At 32.4% G+C, this 25,270-nt stretch carries 18 protein-coding genes; 11 read left to right on the top strand and 7 right to left on the bottom strand.

The annotated features are described in order from the left end of the window. Nucleotides 1-9 precede the first annotated feature (9 nt). The 5 genes from GOY12_RS00485 to rsmD all read left to right on the top strand — a co-directional run bounded on the left by GOY12_RS00485 (nt 10) and on the right by rsmD (nt 10,052). Nucleotides 10-2,415, top strand: a complete 2,406-nt coding sequence (locus GOY12_RS00485) for a TrbL/VirB6 family protein (protein WP_175818143.1) — start codon at nt 10-12, stop codon at nt 2,413-2,415. Beyond that, on the top strand, nt 2,409-5,360 hold the full coding sequence (locus GOY12_RS00480) for a TrbL/VirB6 family protein (protein ID WP_175818688.1): 2,952 nt from the start codon (nt 2,409-2,411) through the stop codon (nt 5,358-5,360). Before GOY12_RS00485 ends, GOY12_RS00480 begins: the two co-directional genes overlap by 7 nt. Nucleotides 5,361-5,513: 153 nt before the next feature. Continuing rightward, nucleotides 5,514-8,771, top strand: coding sequence for a TrbL/VirB6 family protein (locus GOY12_RS00475; RefSeq protein WP_175818142.1), 3,258 nt, complete (start codon nt 5,514-5,516; stop codon nt 8,769-8,771). Continuing rightward, nucleotides 8,761-9,399 carry a WD_0853 family protein gene (locus tag GOY12_RS00470; RefSeq protein ID WP_175818141.1) on the top strand — a complete coding sequence of 213 codons (639 nt, stop codon included), beginning with the start codon at nt 8,761-8,763 and terminating at the stop codon, nt 9,397-9,399. Before GOY12_RS00475 ends, GOY12_RS00470 begins: the two co-directional genes overlap by 11 nt. A 104-nt stretch (nt 9,400-9,503) precedes the next feature. Next, complete coding sequence (gene rsmD / locus GOY12_RS00465; protein ID WP_175818140.1) at nt 9,504-10,052, top strand: 16S rRNA (guanine(966)-N(2))-methyltransferase RsmD; 549 nt, start codon at nt 9,504-9,506, stop codon at nt 10,050-10,052. 492 nt (nt 10,053-10,544) lie between these two features. Here rsmD and GOY12_RS00460 read toward each other — a convergent pair whose 3' ends face one another. From GOY12_RS00460 to murD, 3 genes are all read right to left on the bottom strand, one after another. Continuing rightward, complete coding sequence (locus GOY12_RS00460) at nt 10,545-10,826, bottom strand: hypothetical protein (protein ID WP_175818139.1); 282 nt, start codon at nt 10,824-10,826, stop codon at nt 10,545-10,547. After that, nucleotides 10,811-11,026, bottom strand: a complete 216-nt coding sequence (locus tag GOY12_RS00455) for a hypothetical protein (protein WP_175818138.1) — start codon at nt 11,024-11,026, stop codon at nt 10,811-10,813. The genes GOY12_RS00460 and GOY12_RS00455 overlap by 16 nt, the downstream gene beginning before the upstream one ends. 1,027 nt (nt 11,027-12,053) lie before the next feature. Continuing rightward, nucleotides 12,054-13,394, bottom strand: coding sequence for a UDP-N-acetylmuramoyl-L-alanine--D-glutamate ligase (murD, locus tag GOY12_RS00450; RefSeq protein ID WP_175818687.1), 1,341 nt, complete (start codon nt 13,392-13,394; stop codon nt 12,054-12,056). Between the two features lie 126 nt (nt 13,395-13,520). Here murD and GOY12_RS00445 point away from each other — a divergent pair, with 126 nt between their 5' ends. Genes GOY12_RS00445 through GOY12_RS00435 form a run of 3 tightly spaced genes read left to right on the top strand, consistent with a single transcriptional unit; the run spans nt 13,521 to nt 15,289 of the window. Further along, nucleotides 13,521-13,868 carry a ferredoxin family 2Fe-2S iron-sulfur cluster binding protein gene (locus GOY12_RS00445; RefSeq protein WP_175818137.1) on the top strand — a complete coding sequence of 116 codons (348 nt, stop codon included), beginning with the start codon at nt 13,521-13,523 and terminating at the stop codon, nt 13,866-13,868. 10 nt (nt 13,869-13,878) lie between these two features. Further along, nucleotides 13,879-14,928 (top strand): hypothetical protein, encoded by a 1,050-nt coding sequence (locus tag GOY12_RS00440; RefSeq protein WP_175818136.1) that lies wholly within the window; start codon nt 13,879-13,881, stop codon nt 14,926-14,928. Then, nucleotides 14,912-15,289, top strand: a complete 378-nt coding sequence (locus GOY12_RS00435; RefSeq protein ID WP_175818135.1) for a cytochrome c-type biogenesis protein — start codon at nt 14,912-14,914, stop codon at nt 15,287-15,289. Before GOY12_RS00440 ends, GOY12_RS00435 begins: the two co-directional genes overlap by 17 nt. Nucleotides 15,290-15,911: 622 nt before the next feature. On the opposite strand, the gene mnmA is transcribed toward GOY12_RS00435, so the two are convergent. The 3 genes from mnmA to GOY12_RS00420 form a co-directional block, all read right to left on the bottom strand. Then, the gene (gene mnmA / locus GOY12_RS00430; RefSeq protein WP_175818134.1) at nt 15,912-17,018 is read right to left on the bottom strand and encodes a tRNA 2-thiouridine(34) synthase MnmA; all 1,107 of its coding nucleotides are present in this window, start codon (nt 17,016-17,018) and stop codon (nt 15,912-15,914) included. 260 nt (nt 17,019-17,278) lie between these two features. Continuing rightward, nucleotides 17,279-18,355 (bottom strand): rod shape-determining protein, encoded by a 1,077-nt coding sequence (locus GOY12_RS00425; RefSeq protein WP_175818133.1) that lies wholly within the window; start codon nt 18,353-18,355, stop codon nt 17,279-17,281. Between the two features lie 21 nt (nt 18,356-18,376). Beyond that, nucleotides 18,377-19,804 carry a gluzincin family metallopeptidase gene (locus GOY12_RS00420; RefSeq protein ID WP_175818132.1) on the bottom strand — a complete coding sequence of 476 codons (1,428 nt, stop codon included), beginning with the start codon at nt 19,802-19,804 and terminating at the stop codon, nt 18,377-18,379. A gap of 274 nt (nt 19,805-20,078) precedes the next feature. Between GOY12_RS00420 and GOY12_RS00415 the strand changes: the two genes are divergently transcribed. The 3 genes from GOY12_RS00415 to ftsH all read left to right on the top strand — a co-directional run bounded on the left by GOY12_RS00415 (nt 20,079) and on the right by ftsH (nt 23,899). Next, entirely contained in the window at nt 20,079-20,561 is a 483-nt protein-coding gene (locus GOY12_RS00415) for an OmpA family protein (RefSeq protein WP_175818131.1), read from the top strand. 197 nt (nt 20,562-20,758) lie between these two features. Then, complete coding sequence (gene tilS / locus GOY12_RS00410) at nt 20,759-22,057, top strand: tRNA lysidine(34) synthetase TilS (protein ID WP_175818130.1); 1,299 nt, start codon at nt 20,759-20,761, stop codon at nt 22,055-22,057. A 12-nt stretch (nt 22,058-22,069) separates the two neighbouring features. After that, on the top strand, nt 22,070-23,899 hold the full coding sequence (gene ftsH / locus GOY12_RS00405; protein WP_175818129.1) for an ATP-dependent zinc metalloprotease FtsH: 1,830 nt from the start codon (nt 22,070-22,072) through the stop codon (nt 23,897-23,899). Nucleotides 23,900-24,511: 612 nt separating this feature from the next. Here the strand turns inward: ftsH and GOY12_RS00400 are convergent. Further along, nucleotides 24,512-25,135 (bottom strand): SURF1 family protein, encoded by a 624-nt coding sequence (locus GOY12_RS00400; protein ID WP_175818128.1) that lies wholly within the window; start codon nt 25,133-25,135, stop codon nt 24,512-24,514. Between the last annotated feature and the right edge of the window lie 135 nt (nt 25,136-25,270).

Raw genomic sequence — 25,270 nt, 5'->3', positions numbered from 1 at the left:
AGGTAGGCTATGCATAAGTTTTTGTTAATAGCAACACTCTTTCTGCTGTCCGGTTGCGAAGATCACTGTATTAAGCCGGAGAGTCTATTAAACTTGCGCGAAAAATCTGACGTAATTTCAATACAACAGAAGTGGGTTGATTCCAACGTTAACATTTCAAGCAAAGCAAAAGTAACAGAAATTAGTATAGTACCTAGTAAGATCAGTTTTTGTCCGCAGTATGAAGATTTTGCAATAAAGCCTGGGATAGAAAAGGTTACATTATCAAAGTTTGCTCTTAAAGCTGGCGATGCAATAAACTTCAGTGTTATTGGAAGTAAAGTGTGTAAAGATAAAGAAAATGAGACAATCAGATATATAAGTATTGATAAAAAATGCAATAACAAAGAAAAGGAGTATTTTTCACATATTTTAAACCAAAATGAATGTCAGGTATGGAAGGATAAAGAAGATGATCAATATACAATATGTCCTAATAAATACATAATAGGCGACAAAGTAGAATGGTTAAATGGAAAAGAGTACTGGAATCTAAATTTTCTAAAGTTAGATCAAGATGAGAGAGAAGAAAAAGCCAAAAGTATTATTAACTCTATAAAAAGAGAAAACATAAACTGCAGTAGTCTTTCAGATAGTCAAATAAGCGAAGTAGATACGCACATTTTAAATTTGCTCTGTGGACGCATATGCAAATTCCCCTCTGGTAACAGAAACATAGATTGTGCATACATTGAATATAACAGCATAGAAAGTGAGGTATCCAAATCTGATGTTAAAGCTATTAGTAACATTCTGAAAAAAAAACAAGTAAAAACTGACATTACACTCCTGAAAGTTCATATGGATGGTGAAGATTTTGAATATATTCCTAATGGAGGTTTATGCACTAATTGTGATTATAAAATGAATAAAGACCATCAAATACCAAATTTAACTTTTAGTTTATGCAGCAGAAATGACGAGAGTTGTTACGATAAAAATGATAAAGGTGGTTTCAATATAAGAGTAACAAGAGTTCCTAATCTAGAAAAAAGCTTATATATACGTGTTTCTGATAAATTCCCTAAGAATGATCCTGGTGAAAATCAGGAAGATATATCCGTAGATATCAGCAAAGTTCATAACACTCAAGAAATGGAAAAATTGAAGAAAAAGTTAAAAGATAAAAATGGCACTATATACTACGGGATAAGAGATCAAGGGTGTAACTATGAAAAAAATAAAGGTCAGATTAGTATCAAGCTAATAACTAAAGAGCCTACTACAAGAACTTTTAGTGCAATATATAATTTTTTTGATGAGAAAGTAAAAACCGCATTTTTTAGTTCTAGCTACAACAACCTTGATGTAATCTACTCTAATACTAACCCTGTAAAATCTCTCTATGAGAGTTTTATAAAATCAAGCAGAACAAATACTATTAGGTCTACAATAATATCACTGCTAGTATTATATATAGTCCTGCATACTCTTTATTACTTTCTTGGCTTAACCTATGTTTCTATATACGAGTTTTTAATTGCATGTATAAAGATAGGAATCATTACCCAGCTATTGCGAGATGATAGCTGGAACTTTTTTTACAACAATGCATTCTCTATTTTTATTAACACTCCAAAACAGTTAATAGAAGTGGCAAACTTTAGAGGTACAACATCAAATGTTTTCGAGTTTCTCGATTTACCATTAAATAGATTTTTTTCTCCGAACTCTATATTATTAATAATATCTCTAATATTTTCTGGCCCTTTAGGCATTGTAGCTTTTTGCCTGGTGATTTGGGGTTTAATAAAAGTAGTATTGTCTACTTTTAATGCCCTATTTTCTTTTATTACATCTATAGCAATAGTTACATTATTACTTTCCTTAGCACCTATTTTCATTATTTGCCTTTTGTTTACGTATACTAGGCAGATGTTCTATAACTGGGTCAAAAATTTAGCGAGATTTACAATTCATCCAGCAATACTCTTCATTTTTATATCATTGGTAAGCCAAGCTATGGATCACGTCATATATTCAATGTTTGACTTTGAAGTCTGTTCTACGTGCATACTTAGCGTTAACCTAAGAATCTTCAACCCTTGTATTTTCTATGGATATGCTTCTAAGTATGCACCTAATGTTGCTGCTATGATAGCTTTTGTTATTTTGGGTTATGCTATGGAAGCTCTGACCAAAGCTTCCTCGAAAATATCTGACTCGCTATTTAGTGTTTATATAATGAGCGAACCTGGAAAACAATACCAGCAAAGCTTAATGGAAATAGCTGGATTAGGTGAAGGAAGTGTTCAAATACAAGAAAGAAGTGCTACTCAACAGTCAGATATAACAAGCAAAAGACCTGAAGTACCACAAGGAGCTCGAAGCTCAACACCTCAAATATCACAGCCTCCAGGAAAATCAACATCATGAGTAAAAGATCACTGTTATTGACATTATATTTTGTAATCACTGGCTGTAATATAGATTGCGTTGAATCTGGGCTACAAAATAGAAACACTATTGTTAATATAGATGTTCCAGTCCACAAAGCTAACGAAAGGATTAAGATTCATTGGATTGATTCCGGTCAAGTAATTACTCAAGGTGAAAAAATAAAATTCACTCTTGATGGATCAGTAAATTTTTGTCCTCTTAAAGAAGATAAAAATCAAAAAAAAGTACTTGTACCTGCTGTATTTTGCGCTGACGATGCAACACCAAATTATAGTAGTGAACCAAGTAATAATTCTGGTCTTGACGAACAAGAAGTGTGTAAGAACGTAGGTTTTGGGAACAGTCAATCCTATAGCAAGAGGCGTTATGTCGATACTGGGATTAAAGTTAATCCTGGTGATAAGTTAAGTTTCAGCTTAGTTCCTAGAGAAATAACGATTAACTACAATAACCTAGGAGGAAAAGATATCAGTTTTGATGATAATTGCTATAAAACTAGAAAAGGAGATAAAAAAGCTATGATACAAGACATGCTTAGTGGAGGAACGTTTTTCTGTGGAGACGATAACAATAGTAGAAACGAGATAAAATTTCCGCAGCTCAGTAAAGAAAGCCTTAAAAAAAGAACAGTACTAGTTAGCAATGGTTATACCCCATATGATAATAAGGTACATTTTAATAGAGATTATATCCAAGACGAAAGTCCATGGATAAATGGTGCATTGCTAGACTTACGACGGACTAAAATAGAATTAGATAAGTTATGTAATAGGAAAGACTGTGACTTTAATAAAGTGAAAAACTATAACTTTACTAAAATGGGATCAAATCAATCGTGTATAGGAGAAGATTGTGATCTTGATAAGATAAAAAAATATAGCTCTTATAACCTCAACTGTTACTACCAGAACATATGTTATACTAAAGAGGGTATATTTAATGCAAGTTTGCACAAAAAGGGACATAGAAATTGTGTCTCCTCTGTAAGGTATCAAAAATATCACAAAAATAATCAATGTGATATATATTCTAATCTAAAAAGCGTTGAAGATAAGCTTGATGAGGCTAAAAACAGGGAGAATTTTAAGCAGACTGACATTATTAACTTTACACTGGACGCTAAAGATATCTCTTGGGCTGAAGCTCTTATTGCAAAAATAAGTGATTCAGGCGATACAAGCACTCCTGAAAACAAGCGTAGTGATATGAAGGATACTGCTCAAGGCACTCAGTGTCTTCCAGAAAAAAAAGGAGCAGAAGAAAATAATATATGCTCACAAATTAGTAATAATTTCGAGAACTTTTCTCTAAAACTAAATTATGACTATCCAGTAAATGATAATGTAAAACCAGGTAGTAGTGTGATGCTCGCTATTGCAGATTATGGTCATTATTACCTTAATAGGGGAGGTTACTATGTTAAAGCTACCAGGTCGTGCGAATATACTGGTGGTAAAAAACTGTACATTTATCTAGGTGATAGCTTACCAGAAAATATACCCACTACAAATAATGATAGCTTCAAGGAGGTAGTAGAATTAACTTCAATAGAGAATAATATAGAATATTATGAAATAAATGGAAGTTATTTAGAAAATAATGAACCTAAAAAAATCTATTTCGGTATTGACGTAAGAAATGTAGAGAGGAGTGACATAATGGATAAAAATGGCAAATATTATGAAAATAACAAATATAGTGTGACCTTGTTTGTCAAAAGGAAGATCAACAATTTTATTTCATCAAGTATAAATAAGGTACTTAATTTTATAAAAGGAGAAGTAATCGGAGACAACATTAAAAATTCATATGAAAGATATGCAAAAGGTCTTTTTCAAGGAGTGAAAGCCTTACTTATTCTATATGTTATATTTACCATTATTGGTTACATACTTGGAACAACACAGCTAAGTAAATTTGACTTTATTATAAGGATGATGAAGATAGCATTCATAGCTTTTGCCTTTAGTGATAGGAGCTGGGAACTTTTTGGTACAACTTTATCCAAGTTTTTTGTAGACGGTAGTACTTATTTAGTTGACAGTTTTTCTGGCTATATAGGAGAAGGGGGTAAAAAATTTGCATTCTTAGACTTAACAACAGGAGTATTACTCACAGGAGAAACTTGGTTAAAGTTTTTATCGTTAATACTTGCTGGTCCTTTTGGCTTTATCGCTTTTCTGATAATACTTTACGCTAGTCTTGTATCCTTAAAATGCATTATCAGCGCTACATTTAGATATGTAATATCTACTTCTCTAGTAGCGTTTTTGCTGTCATTAACGCCTTTATTTATCGTATTTATTTTATTTCAACAGACTAAATCTCTATTTGAGAACTGGATAAAAACATTGGCCCATGTTGCAATACAGCCAGTCATTTTATTTTCGTCTTTATCTATCTTGAATCAACTCCTGTATTCAGTTTTATATAACCTCACAAACTTTTCTGCGTGCTATCAATGCTTAATTAGCATAAATTTCTTATCGTATGATCTTTGCATTATGAAATCGATACTACCCATTGGGTATAGTCCCAACACTAGTGTTGACGTTGCACTCAGCATTGGAGAAAGAACTGGTGGATACTTTGCAGCACTACCTATAGACCTAATACAAGCGTTTATATATCTCATTGTTGCTGGTGCAATGAAAGTTTTTGTCTCTGCATCAGAAACTATAGCACAAGCAATATTCGGTGCTGGCTGGGGAATAGTAGGTAGCATCAGTACAGCCACTAGTAGTGTATCACAATCTATACTGTCAACTATTGGACTCGACGATAAGACTCGGAACATAATACAGGAAATCAAGCAAAAAATAGGTAAAGATCGACCAGAAATTGAGTTTAAGTCCGAACAATACGTATTACAACCTACATACAAGAATAGACGATCAAATACACCAATGAGAAAAGAATAAAAATACTAAAAAATAAGAAAGAGATGATGCTCAGTGGTCTAAACACAACAGTAAGAAAAGACTAAGAAGGAGAAGTATAATTGTTATAGAGTAACAAACTGAAAAGATGTTTTAAGTAAAGTTTATTTCTATATTTAGAAAGAAAAATCAGATATGCAATTACGCTTAAGCAAATTTTGTTTTAGGTCACTACTTCTTGTAGCTTATATCCTAATAACAGGTTGTGATAAGAACGACATGCCCTTCCCAAGGTGCATATCTGCTGACTATTTTGGCCCTGAACCTATTACGGTAAACGCCCACTTTTCAGATGATCATGATGCTTTTATTCCAGAAGATGGAGAAGTTATTGATCACGATACTGGAGAATTTAATAATAGCTTTCATCCTAACCAAGTAGTAAAATGGAAAGATACTGGACTTGAAACCAACGGAGATGATTTAGTAATACGAGTTAATGGTGCATGGATATCTTGGAGCAATAACAATAAGAAAGAATCTAAAGGTAATTACAGCTTACAAAAATTAGAGCAGCTGAAATATACAACCAAATCCGAAGGCGAACAAGGCGACAATAACTTACCTGACTTTTATTTAGCTTGTAATAACTATAAATCTAGCGTACAAAAATTTTCAAGCAATCCTCATACAAGTTGTACTGTGAATTGTAAGTGCATTAATGAGGATAATAACAGCAATACAGCACTACATAGTGTTCCATGTTGGTTTACTAACGGTTATGGCGCTTACCTTCTATTTAGAAGATCTAATACAAACGCCGGTGGCAAGAAAGAATTTATAGATCCAAATCCAAATGAAAACCTAGAGTTAATGCGCAATCCCCAATCTCCGACTATACATCTAGGTTATAACTCCGTATCAGAAGACGGAAGCGGACTTTTTACTTTAAAAAAAGAGGATGCAACTAAATTAAAGGACAGAAATTGTAATATGCTAGAGTTAAAAAAAGGGTGGAAAATATATGTAAAAATATTAGATAGTTATTATTTAAATAACGCAGGCGGTTACTCTTTTGAATTTTTGAGCGGAGTACAAAAAACAGGTGCCGTTGAATTTTTTGATTACATTTATAACTATCTAAAATGCACATTATTGATCAATGAAAATTGCAAAAAGCATTTTGACAGTAACGGTCCCACAGCTGCACAAGCTATATTTCAGAATATAGCTGAAAAAAGTACAAGCTTTCATAATTTTGTTCTTTCCCTACTTCTGCTATTTATAGTAATTTCATCACTTTTTTATCTTTTTGGCATGATACAAGAAACTAAGCATGATATTCTCATCAGAATAATAAAAATTACTCTAGTAATAGTGCTTATATCTCCTGGCAGTTTTAGTTTTTTCTATGACCATTTTCTCATCTTATTTGTCAAAGGCCTTGAACAGTTAATAAGTATAATTACTAATTTTGCTCCAAACATGAACACTGGAAGTGTCACTCAAGGAGATGAAACTCACGTCAAGCTATTTAGCTTCATGGAGGACATGTTCAACAAATTTTTTGCTTACTCCGTTTGGAAAAAGTTTGCAGCGTTTCTCCATTATCAAATGTGGATGAGCATCATTATAATACCAGCAATCTTTATAGGAATCATTTTATATTTTCTACTGTGTGTATATGCTTACATAATATTCCTTTTTGGTTTTGTGGGCATAGCTTTTCTTATAGCGATAATGCCACTGTTTTTAATTTCCATTCTATTTTCACCACTAAAAAATTTATTCGAAGGTTGGATAAAATTCTGCATCAGTTTCTGTCTACAATCAATCATGACATTTACCATATTGTCATTGCTAGCCTCAATTATAATGAATACCTTTTATAGACAGCTAGGTTTCACTGTATGTTACAATAAGTGGCTTGAAGTAAAACTATGTGTTCCAAGATGGATGCCCGGAGGTTTTTGCATAGTCGATAAGCAATACTTTAGTTGGACTCCAGGACAAATTTTCGTACCTTACTCTCTCGGAGAAGCTGCTTCGCTGAAAGTAGATAAAAATATAGAAGATATAGAAAAATTAAGTAGAGCAGGTGGTACAATAAAATTTACTGGCGGTGCCGGTTATATTCCTCTTCCACCAGATTACATCAAAGAAGGCTTCCGTTATATAGATTACCCTTTCCTCAATCCAGTTCCAGGTACTAAAGATAATCCAGCAGACCATTACATCGCGGAAAGTGATATAATAGTTGATAAAAACTGCAGTGTAAGAGATCTAGTACGTTTAGCAAATAGCTTATCTCATACATCAGAAAAGAATGATATTCTATTGTTAATCAAAAACATAGAAAAAAAGATAGGTAATATAGATAATGAAATCACAGAGCGCTACTGTCAATCTCAACAATATAAAGAAAAGTGTAAAGATTATAAAAAAATAATAGAAGATTATAGAAAGGGCATCATTCAACCAAATTTAAAAAGCGAAATAAAGTCTTTACTACAGGGTATAGTTGAAAATCGAGGTTGCAGAATATTGAAACTTCATGAGCTATATAGGGATCCTAGCAGTAAATACTGTCAGAAATGCAAAGGTTGCGAGAATTGTAAAAATTATCAAGAAAATAGTGATTACCAAAGGGTAAAGAACATACAAAAAGGTCATTTAATCGAAGTAAGAGAAATCTTTGTATTATTCCTGCTTTCATTTTTAATGTTCTCCCTGCGTGAGTTTGTACAGCAGACAGGCTCAAGCATTGCCAGTGGTGGGTTTAGCGTTTATGCTATATCTAATATATATTCAGCATCACCTTTGGCGAGCACAATAGAAGGACTCAAACAACAGTGGCAAAATTTTGCTGGTAGAAGATTAGAGTCTTTAGGAAGTTGGGTCATACATTTACCAAATAAATCAGCTAGAGGTGCAGCTAATTTACTTGATAGAGTACCAAGAGTCGGAGGTGTGCTAAAACATGCTGTTGATATGCCACGTAAACTTGCAAGAGCTACTATTGAAGTAACAAAATTTGCAACATCTCCTGAGAATAGTGTTGATAAACTCGAAGAAAAAATTTACAAAGCATTTGGAGTTGACAAAGAAGATATTCTACATAGAAGAATTGGTAGATATTTAGACTATTATAAAGGATACGCTGGATTACATCTGGGCTATACAATAGAAGATGCTATAAAGTTTACTTGGAAACATAACGTTGATTCTATAGGAAAGCGTAACTATAACCATAATCTACTCTATAGGACAAAATCTCATAGGCGAGAGTTTCTGGAAAAACTCCATGATTACACCATAGGACACAAAAGAAAGCCAGAAAGATATAGAGATAAAGAAGGTGACAACAGCCATACCAGCGAACCAGAAAATGAACCTATTAGAAGTTCATCTGATAGTTCAATAGAAAGAGATAAAGACACTAATGAAGATTAGTAAAAAAAATTTCAAAGGCTTTAATTATTATAAATTACACCAAGATAAAAATGGTAACATAAAATTAAATGATTACAATGACATTTTAAATGCCCGCAAGGCAAGAGTAGACTTATTACTAGATAACAATATCAAGCAGAATGATATTAATCTTTCAAAGATCAATAAAGCTCTTAGCAAGAAACTTATAAATAATAGAGAGTTACTGTCTGAATTTGATAGCGAAGATCAAAAAGTCGCACAAGAAGAGCTTAAAGTGTTTAATATTTTGGACAATCTTAATGACCTTACAAACATTAAAAGCAAAGATTTACTCGAAGTCAGTTTATTACTATCAGATCTTAGTTTCATAGAAAGAAATGTTGTGCTAAATCCTAACTATAATCCTAATCTAGCAGAGCTTAAGAAACTCTTTATTGAAAAAAAAGCGTCTGGTAAAGAGTATAGTGATGAAGAATGTAAAAGCTTTCTCGATAACGTAGATAAAATCAATACTTTAATTAAGCTAGAGTTAGAAAGCAGAATCAAAGGACTAACTCATGATGAAACAAACGACTACAATAGCTTACAAGATGAGACCAGCTATACAGTAATAGATATACCAAATAAACCAAAGAAAAGTAATTAAATTGATCTTATACCTATAACTTTCTTCTCTAGTCAAATTATCAAAGCCATATTGACATTAATTATGCATTGTTAAATAATTAGTCATTTTAAAGCTCTTTTAGTATGCTGCGTGTTATTGCAGGAAAGTATCGTGGAAGAAAAATAGCTACAGGCAAGTATTTAGCCGTACGACCAACTATGAGCGTTGTTCGAGAAGCAATATTTAACATACTTTCTTCAAAAAAGCCTATTTATAATTTAAATGTGCTTGACTTATTCTGCGGAAGCGGTGCTTTTTCATTTGAAGCACTTTCTCGAGGCGCCAAGCATGCATTTATGGTAGATTCAGACTATTATAATTTGCAATTACCCAAAAAAACAGCTAAAGACTTTGGTACTACAGATAATATTACACTAATTTGTTGCAGTGCTAACCGGTTACCGAAAACTATTTCACAATGCGACATAGTTTTTATAGGCCCACCTTACAATAGTAATCTAGTTCACTCAACTTTAGATGGGTTAATCAACTCAGATTGGATAGGTGATGATACATTGATAATTCTAGAAATCAGGAAAAACGAAGATTTTAAATGTAGTACAAATTTTAATATAATCTTAGAACGTACTTATGGAATAGCTAAAATAATTTTTCTTTCTTTATCAACTTAAACTTATATATATTCTCTATTGATAGGTTCCAGTTCCATTTTTATTAAGTTTTGCGAGAATTTGCTCGCTTTATAAGCATTCTGTTTAAACTTTCTATAAATCTAAGGTTTAGTAAATATTCATATGCATCACTAATAAATTTATTCTCTTTTTCTTTATATTTTATTCACTCTCACAACAAACTAAATGTTCTTTATAATTAACATGAATACTTATCTTCATTCTTATAAGGTATTTTAAAACCATGTTTAAGCAGCACACTTTCTCTAAACCTTTCTTAAGTAAACTAATCGTTAAGCTTACCAATAAGTTGAGTTTTTCATAAAATTATATTGTCACCTTCTCACCAGCAATTAAGACAGGACATTTTATATTTTCCATAGTTTTTAGCAGATTAAATTGCAGTTCACAATATCTAACCCAAAAACTTAAAAACTTTGCAGAAAACCATCTTAATGAAAAAAAAATCTCCCACTCCACTAAGAATAATTATTAGTTACAATTCTTAAGCAAACCGTAATAATTGTTATGAATTAACGCTAAACAAATCCCCTGATCTTCAAATTTCTTTAAAACTTCTGCTAAAACTCCTCCTCCAAGGGAGTTAGTATCTAAAATTATATTGTTTGGATATACAACATTCATAAGCAACACATTTACCATTACCATTCTAGCTTGAACTAATTTCTCACCATTTGTTAGAAATCTATATAGTGCTATAATCTTCTTCCTTTCTAAAAGAAACTCTGCAATATCTTCTATATTTTTTTCCAACCTTGGTCTATACACTCACCTACAAGTTCTTTCCCATAGTACTTTGCCCATTCAGAATTAACCTCATTCTCCAAGAAGCTTTTGATTTTATACATAAAAAACTTTTTCTTAATAAAGTTAAAAAATATCATAAGCACACCAAAGCATACTGTAGCTAAAATTAACAGCAACATCGACATAAAATCTGATCTCACGATCACTTTTTTCGATTTTTGATTCTGGTAGGCCAAATACAATAACACAATAGAACAATGGACAATATAGTAGAACATAAACACAGTGATATTACCCTTTTAGTAAATTTTCTTTTTTTACTGTTCAATTCTTCCGAGAAGAATTCTAGATTAACTATTCTAGAAAATAGGATAATCAAAATAATACTTAACTATACTAAATATATTATTCTACTTTTTGTATGCATCTTTATTAAGGTACATTAACTTTAATACATCTAAGCATTACAAAAAAAGTTTATTACATGTTTTGCATTTACTTCTAACTCAATATTACCATTGCTATACTATAACAAATAACTTTCATTTTATTGTTAATGAATATTTAATTCTTTTAACACAAGAGCTTAAAAAATCAAGGGAAGTCTTCGTGATGTAGGTATAGAGTAACTAGTATAATGAAAAATTTACAAGAAATTTCCTATAATTTCTTGTAAAAGAGCTTCAAACTCTTGAAACATTATAACTTCGTTAACACATCCACCGAAAAATGATAAAATACCTACAAAATCTTCCGAATAGCCATTGAAAAAAAGAATTTATCCTACCTAGGTACTCCAGATAATGTCACCTTTTGCATAGTAGCTGAAACCTGTGACTGATCGTAAATACCATGCTAAATTACACTAACAGTTCTATAAAGAAGCTTACCAAATGATTATTTACTTTTTAACATATAGAAAACAATAAAACATTTTTTAAAGGCCCTTTGTAATTTGGCTTAACATAGTTTAAAAGGCATACTATAAAAGCTAACTTTATTAGCCATCTTTCCATATCTCTTACTAAAATTTTTTAGTCCAGTTTTCATTGAACCATTTAAACTTCCTACTACATACTCTAAAGAGCTATACACTCTGTTTTTGAAATTCGCAAAAGCGATTAGCTAGACTAAGGTCTATGCATACCCTTTAACAAAGGTTTCATCAATTTTCCATTTAAATGAAATAACCACAACTAGATTAACTCTATTTCATCTTGTTCCATGCAACAATTATACTAAACTGCATATGTAATTGCGCTTAAAACTTTCAAACATCCTGCAAAATGCTTCACCACGTTCTTCAAAATTTTTCCATTGGTCAAAAGAAGCACACGCAGGAGAAAATAATATAGTTACTTCTTCTTTACTGTTCATAGCCTCTTCTAAAGCTAGTTTAAATGCGTCTACTAGATTGTAACATTTTACAAAATTCACTTCATTTCCCATAACATTTGCAAAAGCTTCAGTTGATTCCCCAATGAGAAAAGCTTTTTTAATGTTTGCAAAATGCTTCCTTAGTGGTTCTATACCACCTTCTTTACTCTTTCCACCAACGATCCAATATATGTTTTTATAAGACAAAATCGCCTTTTCGCTAGATTCAGCATTAGTTGCTTTACTATCATTTACAAAAAGGACATTTTCTATCTTACCAAGTATTTCATTTCTATGTCTTAATCCTGAAAAGGATTTGATTCCATCGATAATAATGTTACTATCCACTCTAAGCAGCTCACACACGGTACACGCAGCTGCTATGTTTTCCGCATTAGATATTAAGTTTATCTCCATATCACCTGCATAATCTTCTAATCCTAGTTGTATCCTAGTGTCTAGGTATTGAAGTAACATCGAAGTTGAGATAGGAACTTTATTCCCAGTGAATTTATTAAATATACCAGCAGTAATTTCATTGTCACACCCTATAACAGCAATCCTACTGTTGCTTATCAGCTTTGATTTAATCGCTATATAATTCTCCATGCTTCCATGCCTATCTATGTGGTCTGGCGTAATATTAAGTAACACTGCAATATCTAAATTTACTTCATTGATTAGCTCCAATTGAAAAGAGGAAAACTCAATTATAAAAAATTCCGCATTCCTGTTCAAGTCCAAAACGGGAGCACCTAAATTTCCACCAATAGCAACTTTCTTTCCTGCAGACTTTAATATGTGCCCTATTAGGGATGTAGTCGTTGATTTACCATTTGTTCCTGTAACCCCTACTACTTTCTGGTCTGTAATTTTATCTTCAAAAAATAACTCGATATCCGATTTTATTTTACAGTTAAAGTTTCTTGCAAGCCTTACCACCCAATGTGGTGTTGGACACAAAATAGGTATTCCAGGGCTCAATATCAACATTTCTATCTCATGCCAATTATACTCTTCAGGACAAATAAAACTACATTCTTTATACATTGCCCTTGCATTTGCTATCTGCTCCTTATTATCATCCCACGCATATATTCTTATGCCATAATTTACTAGAGCGTTAATCACAGATAAACCAGTCTTACCAAGGCCGAAAACCACAACGCCCTGATTTTTATACTTGTTCAGTTGTATCACTTACTTTGGTTAAAAAGACATTATATAAGTTATTAATAGGTTGAACGCAAAGAGTTTGCAAATACTGACTATCATCTGTAGAATATAGAAAAACCGATAAAGATTTTAATAGGAGAAAGTGATATGCCATCCGTTACTTTTATCTTACCTGATGGAAGTAAGAAAAATTATGAAGCCACAGAGGGGGAAACCTTGCTCAACTTAGCTCACAGAATCGATCCAGATTTACTTGAAGGCGCGTGTGAAGGTTCTCTTGCATGTTCTACATGCCATGTAATTGTTGACCCGAAATTTTATGATGCTGTAGAAATACATAATCCCATATCTGATGAGGAAAATGATATGTTAGACCTAGTTTTCGGCTTAACTGAGACGTCTAGGCTTGGATGCCAAATAAAAGTTACAAAAGACATTGATGGCTTGTATGTAACCATACCAAGGAGTACAAGAAATATATCACTAAACAAATAAATAATTAACTATGCATAAGATTTTTATCTACACCATTATCTTCTTGCTCCTGTTTATTCCTACAGTATACAGTAGCTTTTGGTATTTTTACGCATGCAATGCAAAAAATCTGCTAGCTGAAATAATACTATATATTAACAACAAAAAATTTGATGTTTCACATGACTTTAGCGGATTCCCTTTTAATCTAACCTTCCACGTAACAAACCCAAAATTCTCTAATGAACAATTAACCATATCGTCTAATGCTTTATTAATAAAAAATAGATTATTTGATAGATCAGTGTATATTTATATACCAAGCAATGAAGTCAGCATTGCTATTTCTAACAATAAGAAAGAAAGTATAAGATGTCATACAAATAATAATAACCATTTTATTACTAAGTTAAAAGATTTACCATTTTCTTTGCTATTTAATAAAAATAGTAATGTAATAGACTATATAGATACGTTTCGTTATGAAGATTATGGATCAAAATGTGATGTTTCAACTGACTTAGAAAATCATCAAAGTATTATAACTGAGGTGAATGGTAAAAGTAACTACATTCAATTTTATCTCAATAAAGAACTAAGTGGAAATAATAAGCTAGGATTTGATTTTTATACTTATCGGTATAAAAATACTACAAACCCTGAAAGTTACCTTAGTATCGACACTAAATTTAATTATGAATTTGTAAATCATATCTCAGCTGCCAGAATTAATTTCAACATAGAAAAATTTTTAATTCAGAGTAATAATTTTTCTCTCGCTGCAAATGGTGGAGTAAATAATTACAACCTAGTCACATCTTCGTTTAAAGACAAAATCAACGTGGCCATATTAAACTACAAAGAATTGATCTCATTTATGACTAGCAACCCACAAATTTCAGATTGGTTTAAAAAATTAATATCTTCTTTATCAGAAGAAACAACTGATGACAATGTTAATTTTTCAATAAAGTACGATACCGATGCAGGATTAAGTTTTATTGGAAAGTTACCCATCACTGATTTCATGAACCAATTAGATAAAATCACTGAGCTAGTCAAGAATGAGAACGGCATTTAACTTACTTTTTACATTTACATTCTGCTTAAATATTAATGCTTTTACTTTAGATGACAAGCTTAAAGATAAAATTATGGAAAAACGGGCAACTAATTTGTTTAAAATAATAAAGTGTCCAATATGTTCTGGCGAATCATTATCTGAATCTGAATCTCAAATTGCATATGATATGCGCAAAGCAATTCGTAAAAAAATCAGCAATGGGTATACCGACAAGCAAATAATTTTAGAGCTGAAAAATTCTTACGGAGACTCAATTATAACTATTCCACCCATAAAACCTAGCACCTATATTTTATGGTTTACTCCATTCATAATCCTATTAATAGGATGTTTTTTAATACAAAAGCAACACCTGTAATGAACCTAACTCCTATGCTTTACGGTGGTATACTTAATTCTTTATTTGTTAAAAACTAGTCACAAGTCAAGGGAGCAAGCAAGCATACAGCAATAGAATAGTAAGTAAGAAATGAAGAAGGAATACCTAATAGGTTTGTGAAAAGAAAGGATCAGAATAGAAAAATATCAAATTAAAATTAAATACATATTATATACAGAATACTATGAAGGCATTTATTACACAATTCTCCGTCTAAAAAGCAGTAAATGAACAATTCAAAAAGTTGAAAGAAGCAGGGAACTTTCTATCAAAATTGCAGAAAAAAGGGAAACTAAAGGCTATGATGAGAGAGAAAAGTAAAAGGTAGAAAAAGACATAGTAGACTTTAGATGTATAGAGATACATCATCTAAGTTGCTATCAACTAAAAAGTAAAGATTTAAAATATACCTCAGGAAATAGGTTACTAAAAGGGCCTCTATTTATTGAATCAATAGGAATAAAAAACTACTAAAGAAATAAAATCTGTTTATAATATTAGCTAAAAATTTTACATACTTTGTTATAAATAGGGCTATAGTAAAAAGGAATTTTCCCTGATTTTACTGACCAGTGAATAATCACCAGCACTATAGAATCTTTTAAGAGCATATCCATCCACCACCGATAACTTGCTCATCCTTGTATACTACACAAGCCTGACCAGGACTAATACCAAAGTAATCATCATTCAAAATGACACAGGCTTCATTTTGTTCTTCAGTTGGATATATTGTTGCTAAACTTCCCACATGCGACGACCTAAGCTTCACAGTTACTTCCATACCTTTCCTTGGTTGCTCTAGCCAATTTAATCCTTTAACCAACACTTTTCTTTGCATTAGTGCATCAGCTGGACCCACTATAACTTCATTTTTTCCTGTATTAATTTTGACCACATAAAGAGGTTTATCGTATGAAACACCTAAACCTTTTCTTTGACCAACTGTGAAATTTACTATACCATTATGCTCACCTAGTACTTTACCATTTACATCTATAATTTTACCTTTCTGCATGGATTGTGGAATCAGCTTAGCTATTGTTTTGCTATAGCTTTCAGAAACAAAACATATATCTTGACTGTCCGGTTTTCCAGAAATTCGTAAACCAAAATATTTTGCTAATTTTCTTACATCATATTTATAGAATCCACCAAGCGGAAATCTCAACAGCTTTAGTTGTTCTTCCGTCGTAGCAAACAGAAAATAACTTTGATCCTTACTTTTATCAATGCTTTTACATAACATTACTCTACCATCTTTTTCCACTCTTCTCACGTAATGTCCTGTAACTAATATATCCGTACCAAGATTTTTTGTAACTTGCAACAGATCACGAAATTTCACTGTTTGATTACATTTTATACATGGTATAGGAGTTTCTCCACGCATATAGGTATTCGCAAAATCTTCTATTACTTCTTCCTTAAATGTTTCTTCATAATTTAAGATATAATGAGGAAAGCCAATGCTTTCAGCTACGCGCTTTGCATCATAGATATCTTGTCCAGCACAACATATGCCTTTTCTTGCATTACCATCACCACTATATAAACGAAGAGTAACACCTATCACTTGGTATCCAAGATAGTGTAGTAATACTGCAACAACAGAACTGTCAACTCCACCAGACATTGCAATCACAGCCTTAGTTTGGCATGGAGTTTTATCCTTTAACAAAGGTTCAATTCTAAATTTCTTTAACACATAGTTACCTAAACTCATTAAATATAGACAATGTAAGTCAGATTTCTCTATATCGCCTAGTTTTTCATAGGTTCTACTAACAAGTAAACAACAAATTTCATGCTTATCAAATTGTAAATAAACCTAGACTATTTTAGCTACAGACATATAGTACACAATAATATGAAAATTAAAAGAATTAGTGCTATCTATACAGCTTTACAACAAAAAATATTTTCTGACGACCATAAAATCAAAAAATCTCAACAACAGAATCATAATTAATCTTGTTTAAACAAAACATGACTAAAGTAATCCATGTTTTCAAGCACTTTACCACTACCTAGGGCAACACAACAAAGTGGATCATCCGCAACACGCACTGGCAGTTTTGTTGTTTCACTGATAACTTTACCTAAATTGCGTAATAACCCGCCACCACCAGATAAAACTATCCCCTTATCAACTATATCAGAAGAAAGCTCAGGAGGAGTGCTCTCTAATGCTGTCCTAATAGCAGAAATTATTTGGTGCACAGACTCCGTTAAACTTTCTGCAACCTGATACTCTGATAAAAGCATTTCTTTTGGCATTCCACTCACTAAGTCTCTACCTTTTACCATCATTTCCCCTTTATTATTTTCACCTGGTAGATTAGCCGAACCTACGCTTTTCTTAATTTTTTCAGCTGTTGTTTCACCAATCAATAATTTATGGTTTTCACGAATGTATGACTTTATTGCTTCATCCATAATATCACCACCCACTCTGGCAGAACGTGAATAAACAATCCCACCTAAAGAAATAATTGCAACTTCAGTTGTACCACCCCCTATATCAACAACCATAGAACCCTCAGGCTCAGTAACCGGAAGACCAGCCCCAATTGCTGCAGCCATTGGCTCCTCAATCAAAAAAACTTCATTCGCACCAGCACTTTCCGCTGCATCCTGTATAGCACGTCTTTCAACCGGAGTGGATCCAGATGGAACACATATTATAATGTCAGGCTTATTGACAGTAAGCTTTGTATTTGCACTACGTATAAAATATTTTAGCATTTCTTCTGCACTTCTAAAGTCAGCAATGACACCATCTTTTAACGGCCTGATTGCTTCTATTTCTCCAGGAGTTTTTCCTAACATCATCTTAGCTTTCTTACCAAAGGCATAAGGAACATAATTTCCCTTTTCCCTTATTCTAGCTACAACTGAAGGCTCATCAAGTATTATCCCTTGATTTTTTTGATAAACCACAGTGTTTGCAGTGCCAAGATCTATAGCAATATCACTAGCAAACAACCTCTTAAAAGGGAAAAAATTATAAAACTCTTTAGTCAACTTCTGAAAGAATTTCATACACAATTCAAGAAAACCATTTTATTGAGGTAAATCATACTTTTCAGATAAGTAGCTAGTACAGCACTCAACATCTAATCCCTTGCCCGTTACTCTTTTTAGCAGACCTAAAGAACCATACTTTGTACTGCACATATTTTTAGACAACCACTTAATAAGTAAACTAAAATCTCCCTTTATTATAGCACCCAGAATCTCATAATGATTCCTTTTAATAAAAGAAAAAATCTGTACAGCAGTAATTAAAGCCATCACTTTAATAGGAAAATACCCTATAATTCCTCTTGCCCAATATTCATCTTGAAAACAAGTATCTAGCTCATTTTTAGCTTTTACCGGAATTTTATAGTGCTTCATACCTTCCAACCATGCATCGTGCAAATCTTCTACCTCTAAAGTACCATTTATCATATTCTGTTCCAATCTAGTTCTTAGCATAATGTGAGCTAGCAGAGTAAATTCATCTGCATTTTTCAAAGGAGAAGAAAGATTTACTTTATTAAAAATCAAGTATAAATTCTCAATGCTGCTAGCTTTTGCACTAATTTTATCTCTCACAGCAAATTTCTCTTTTATGTACGGTTGAATAAACTCAATAAATTCTCTAGATGTTCCAATCATTTTTTCCATGAATAACCCTTGAGTTTCATACATAATATGTTTTGCAATAAAATTATTTATAGAATTTTGTGCTAAATGCTTTTGATAAATCTCATAACCACTACGCCGTAAAAGTAAGAACAAACCGTAACAAAAGTCAGATTCGTTATAATCTATAGGGTCATAATAAGAAGGATGGTATGATGTACCACCTATTTGCTGTAAACATAGTGAGCCAAGTTCAATTTGCTTCCGAGCAGTAACTTTCTGTATATTAATAACTTTACCTTTCTTCTGCTTTTCAATTACTTTATCTACATTTCTACTAAAAAACTTGCCTATCCTAGGAAATGTTTCCCTTATATTCTTTTCTGTAATATCAAAATCATAGTCAGCAAGTAATGAATCATACTTCAAACATTTCAACTGCTGCGATTTTATAGAAGCTACTTCACGAATTAGCTTAATTAAATCAGCAAAGCGTCTTTTCAATTTCCCCAAATTACTAGCCTCAGACTTAGATAACTTACATAAATTCTGGCACTCAACTTTAGCTTTCGATAAGGATCTCACTAAATCAATGGAGATAGCACTACTACCTTTATGCATCCTTTCTATTAACTTCAGTTGCCAATTGTTAGCACTCCTTTCACTATTAAAAGCACCTGCTTCTATTAATAATTCCCTTATTATACTGTGAGAAATAATTTCATGTCTAATTTCTTCTAGGAGACCAATTTGCTCAATTTTATCTTCTATATTCAACTGACTTTGGCTTAACACTTTTAGTGTATTTTCAATACTTCCTACCCTACACAATACTTCCTCTAAGAGCTTATAAGATTTCATATTTGTTCATTTTTTTAGAAAATATCTGTTTAACATCGTAGTAATAAATTAACAATAAAGTTAAAAGTATATTTACTCAAAGTACAACAAAAAATTGCGCACACTACAGCTTCACTAGATTCTTTTATCGAAAGCCCAACATCTTATTAAAGATAAACTGCAAAATTATAAAAAAGCATCCAGTGTTTTATTTTCCTTGACTACATTATAATATAGAGAGATCATGAATTAATGAAACTTAAAACTATATTTAAAAATTTATGGAGGTCTAGTAATGTGGAGTAGATTGATTATAATGTGTTGTTTTTGTTTACTACTTACTGGTGCAAGCTCTTGTAGCAAAAAAAGAGAATTAGCCACAACAAACAGAACGAATTCTGTTGTTCAGCAGATGAGTGAAAAAAGAGTTTTCTTTGGCTATGATAAATCTAATATTATTGAAGCAAGTGCAGATACATTACTTGATGTAATAGAAGTATTGCAAAATAACCCTGATATAAAGGTTACTGCAATCGGCCACACTGACAATCGTGGCTCTTACGAGTACAACGTTGCATTAGGTGAAAGAAGAGCAGATGCAGCTAAAAAATTTATGGTTAGCTGTGCACCTTACTTAGAAAGTAGAATAAAAACTGCCTCTAGAGGTGAAGCTGAACCTTTAGTTTATGTACAAGACAACTCTAAGAACTCCAAGTATGAAAAACAGCACGCTAAGAATCGCAGAGTGGAGTTTTCATTTTCTAAAGCAAAGAAATAGCTTCTTGCTTAAAAGCTGATCCCAGTGCTTTAATACTGGGATTAAAGCAGAAGAAGCTCCAGTAGTGTTAAGGAAGGGCATTAGGGCTAATAGAGAAGGAGAGTTTAGAGAAAAGGAAATATCAGCATGGTTGAAACAAGTAAGTTTCTTACTTGTTGTATGATAATCTAATAAAAATAAATCATGCAAGAAATACAATGGGACTAGAATCATTATTTCAAAATGCAATTAAAGGTTTTATTACTCACAACAACAAAGTTGCAGTTGCAGTGTCAGGTGGTGTTGACAGCATAAGTCTGTTACATTTAATGGTTAATTGGGCAAAAAAAAGGCAGTGGTCACTCCCTGTAGCATTAACAGTAAACCATGGGTTGCGTTTAGAATCCCAGAAAGAAGCTGAGTTTGTTCTAAGTTACACAAAAAAACTTGGAGTAAAAGAGTCATTTACATTAAACTGGGAAAAACAAAACGTCAAAGGTAACATTCAATTACAAGCACGAAAAGCACGGTATAAGCTATTAACAGAATGGTGCAAAAACAACGGTGTTAAGTACTTGCTTGTTGCTCATCATAAAGATGACCAAGCAGAAACATTTCTACTTAGACTTGAACGCGGTAGTGGCATAGATGGGTTATCGTCCATGGACTGGAAATTTTCTTTTAATGGCATTTACATATTAAGACCACTTTTAAATTTTAGTCGTAGCGAAGTAGAAAGATACGCAAATCTCTATCAGTTAAAATGGGTTGAAGATAAAAGCAACCAGAATTTGAAGTACAGGCGTACATTATATCGTAACTTGCTTAAAGCAAGTGATAATCAGAGGATTCTAACAGAACGAATATGTCTCACAACTTTTCATATAAAAAGAGCAGTAAAGGCACTGATTTACTATACTCGCCTTGCGTTTAATGACTGTGTTAACATTCATAATCTCGGGTATATTGAAATCAAATTAAGTGAATTTTATAAATTGCCAGAGGAAATAGCTTTAAGACTACTTCTTTATTCTATAATGGTAATTAGTAGTAAACACTATAAACCAAGATACAACAGTCTCATAGCAATATTTAATAAAATATCGCAAAAGGACGACACTAATATTCATTGCATACTCTCTGAGTGTAAAATAAGGAAATATGGAGAAAGCATATTAGTAATCAGAGAACCATCAAAGATACAAGAAGTATCTGTAAGTCTACCATTAAATGGCTCTATTAAATGGGATAATAGATTTACCTGCACGATACTTAAAAATCAGGAGTGTTCAGTAACCATTATCCCGTTGAAAAAAACACAAAAGATTCCCAAATTTTTAAAAGATCATAATTGTTGCTCTGAAGTTTTTTATTCCTTACCCACAATACAAAAAGAAGGGAAGATATTAGCTTATCCTTATATAAATTATGATGGAGAAAATGTCAATGATGGCAAGATTCAATTCATTGCTAATAGTATAATAAAACAAAATCTGATAAGCTTAATTGATGTCTAGTTAAAAATAACAATGAAAAAGTTTCTAGAAGGCTTATTGATTTGGTTAGTAATAGTTGTACTTGTCTCAGTTGCTTATATTCAATTCAGTGGGAACATAGGTAAAAGCAAAATAACCATACCTTTTTCAGAATTTTTAATCAGGCTAGAAGATGATGATATAGAACATGTCATCATAAAAAACCAGAGTATTGAAGGTAAGTTCAGAGATGGGTCAAGCTTTAATTCAAGTAGTATCATATATAGTGACTTAATAAAAAGCTTACATGATAGAAAAGTGAAATTCTCCTTTTCAACTGGAGATTCTGCAATGAGTATCATTGGTGGACTACTTATTCAATGGATTCCAACATTTATCTTTATTGGCTTATTGCTTTTTCTCTTAAAACAAACACAAGCAGGAGGTAACAGAACCATAAGCTTCGGTAAATCAAAAGCTAGGCTCATGACTAGCGGGAAAAAAGTAACATTTGACGATGTTGCTGGAATTGATGAAGCAAAAGAAGAGTTAGTAGAAATTGTTGATTTTCTCAAACAAAGGCAAAAATTTCAGATATTAGGTGGAAAAATACCAAAAGGATGCCTTTTAATTGGTTCTCCTGGAACTGGTAAAACCTTACTTGCTCGCGCAATTGCAGGTGAAGCTAATGTACCATTTTTTAGCATCTCCGGGTCTGATTTTGTTGAAATGTTTGTTGGTGTTGGCGCAAGCCGCGTTCGCGACATGTTCGATCAAGGCAAAAAAAATGCTCCTTGTATAATCTTTATAGACGAAATAGATGCAGTAGGCAGACACCGCGGCATTGGCCTTGGCGGTGGCAATGACGAGAGAGAACAAACATTAAATCAGCTATTAGTTGAAATGGATGGCTTTGAATCCAACGAAGGTGTGATAATAGTTGCAGCAACTAACCGTCCGGATGTTTTAGATCCAGCATTGCTTAGACCTGGTCGTTTTGACCGACAGATAACTATTTCCTTACCCGATATAAATGGACGTGAAAAAATATTAAACACCCATATAAAAAAGATATCAATAGCACCAGATGTAAATGTAAAAACAGTTGCAAGAGGAACACCTGGATTTTCAGGAGCTGATCTGGCAAATTTAGTGAATGAATCTGCACTTATTGCTGCAAGAAGGAATAAAAAAATTGTTACTATGGATGATTTCGAATATGCACGTGATAAAGTGATGATGGGTGTGGAGAGGCGATCCTTAGTTATGACAGAAGAGGAAAGAAAACTTACTGCATACCACGAAGCTGGACATGCAATAATTGCCGTTAACATGGCTGCTTCTGATCCAATACACAAAGCAACTATTATCCCAAGAGGCAGAGCCTTAGGTTTAGTTATGAGATTACCAGAAACAGATAGAGTATCTCATACAAGAGAAAAAATGATAGCAGATATTACCGTTGCTATGGGTGGAAGAGTAGCAGAAGAGTTGACTTTTGGATATGGTAAGGTCACAAGCGGTGCATCTTCAGACATAAAACAAGCATCTGATTTATCACGTGCCATGGTAACAAAGTGGGGAATGAGTGATAAAATAGGACCTATATATCATAACCGTGAACAAAATGTATATGGCTCCAACATAATTTCTGAAGACACTCTGAAGCTTATAGATGAAGAAGTAAAAAGAATTATATCTTTATGTTATGAAAAGGCAAAAGATATCTTAACCAAATGCAACAAAGATCTGGAACTTATTGCTGAAAATTTACTAGAGTTTGAGACTTTAACTGGAGATGAAATCAAAGATATACTAGACGGAAAAAAGATTGTTAGAAATGAAAACGAAAGCAAAGAAAAAGTGAGAAAATCTTCTTTGTAAGAATAGCAATTATACTAATAGATTTAATTTCATTAACACAGCTAACCTACTTAAGTTCCTGAGTTTCAGCTGAATGATAGTAAAGTTTTTCTAAGTCAAATTTAGGTATCCATTGACCATTTTTGCACAAATATAGTAATAAGTTACTGTTTTTACTTTCCCCAATCTCTAACATATAGAACTATTCTAGATATAGTGTAGCAAAAAGGCCCATCAATTTCTCAAAACCCATATAAAATATCCGACCTACCCCCATCATTAACATAAGTCTAACTCTCGTATGTGAACTGCTCTGCTGATCTGCAAGATAAAATGCTTTCAGCTACTTAAGAAAGTTCATAGAAGCACCACCACAAATTTTAATAAAATTACTCTAGAAATATAAACCAGTCTAAATCTCAATAACATGAATATTACCACCTACCTCCTACTAGTAAATCCACCTATGCTCTGTTCAGTTTTAATCTAGAAGACTACTTATCACAGTGGTTCTCTTACCTCTTTAATTTTAGTAAATTTCTTTTTCTCCTAAATCCTTAATATCGAGCAACTGAAATGACGCCCATCTGTTCATAAATTACCTACAAATTACAGCATATATAGATATATGTATCAACTGCTTGTATGGAATTTGTTTTGTCTATAATAGGCTATACATATAGTCAACCAAATCAAGAAAAGCACAAACCAAGTTATTGCATATTCCAAGTGTTTTATCGGCTGTATAGTTGATTTATCGCTAAAACCTTTTTGCCATAACACACACTTCTCTAGCTTAATACCAAGCTCATCGGAAATTTCTTCTGTACTTAAGGTAAACCACACATTCAAAATAGTATCATTCTTGATCAACCAACTCTTGCTTTTACTACTATCACAATATAAAACTCCACTTACAGTTACTTTCTCAATTTTTGTTCCTTCTCTCTTCCTTTCCTTGATTAACCCTTTATTCACTAACATATAATGTCCAGTAGTAAGCAGCATAGGAGATAGCATATAATAACCGCGTTGCCCTGCAAAAACATATAAGTCTACATTACTTAGAATTCCATCAATCTTGATATGTCTATAGTTAAACTTTGTAAGATCGTCATTGGGCAATAGATGAACAACCGGAAGATTCATATTTTTAATAATATTACTTTTCCAGTACAACCTAAATAATTGCCATAACCCTAATGAAAAAAGAAGTAAACAAGGTAAGATCAAAATAAATACTATTTTCTTTAACACTTTATATTCATATCTTTAAATAATTTTAACTATAAGCCCAATGAGGCTAACCTACCCTTCAACTCAATGTAAACTGTCCTTCCTCGTTTTCCAATAATTCCTCTAATAACATTACGCTAATAAAATCCTTTTTCC

It is taken from the genome of Wolbachia endosymbiont of Dirofilaria (Dirofilaria) immitis (genome assembly GCF_013365455.1).
Classification (GTDB): Bacteria; Pseudomonadota; Alphaproteobacteria; order Rickettsiales; family Anaplasmataceae; genus Wolbachia.
Note: the sequence above shows the minus strand (reverse complement) of the source record. Positions and strands in the feature narration are given on the sequence as shown.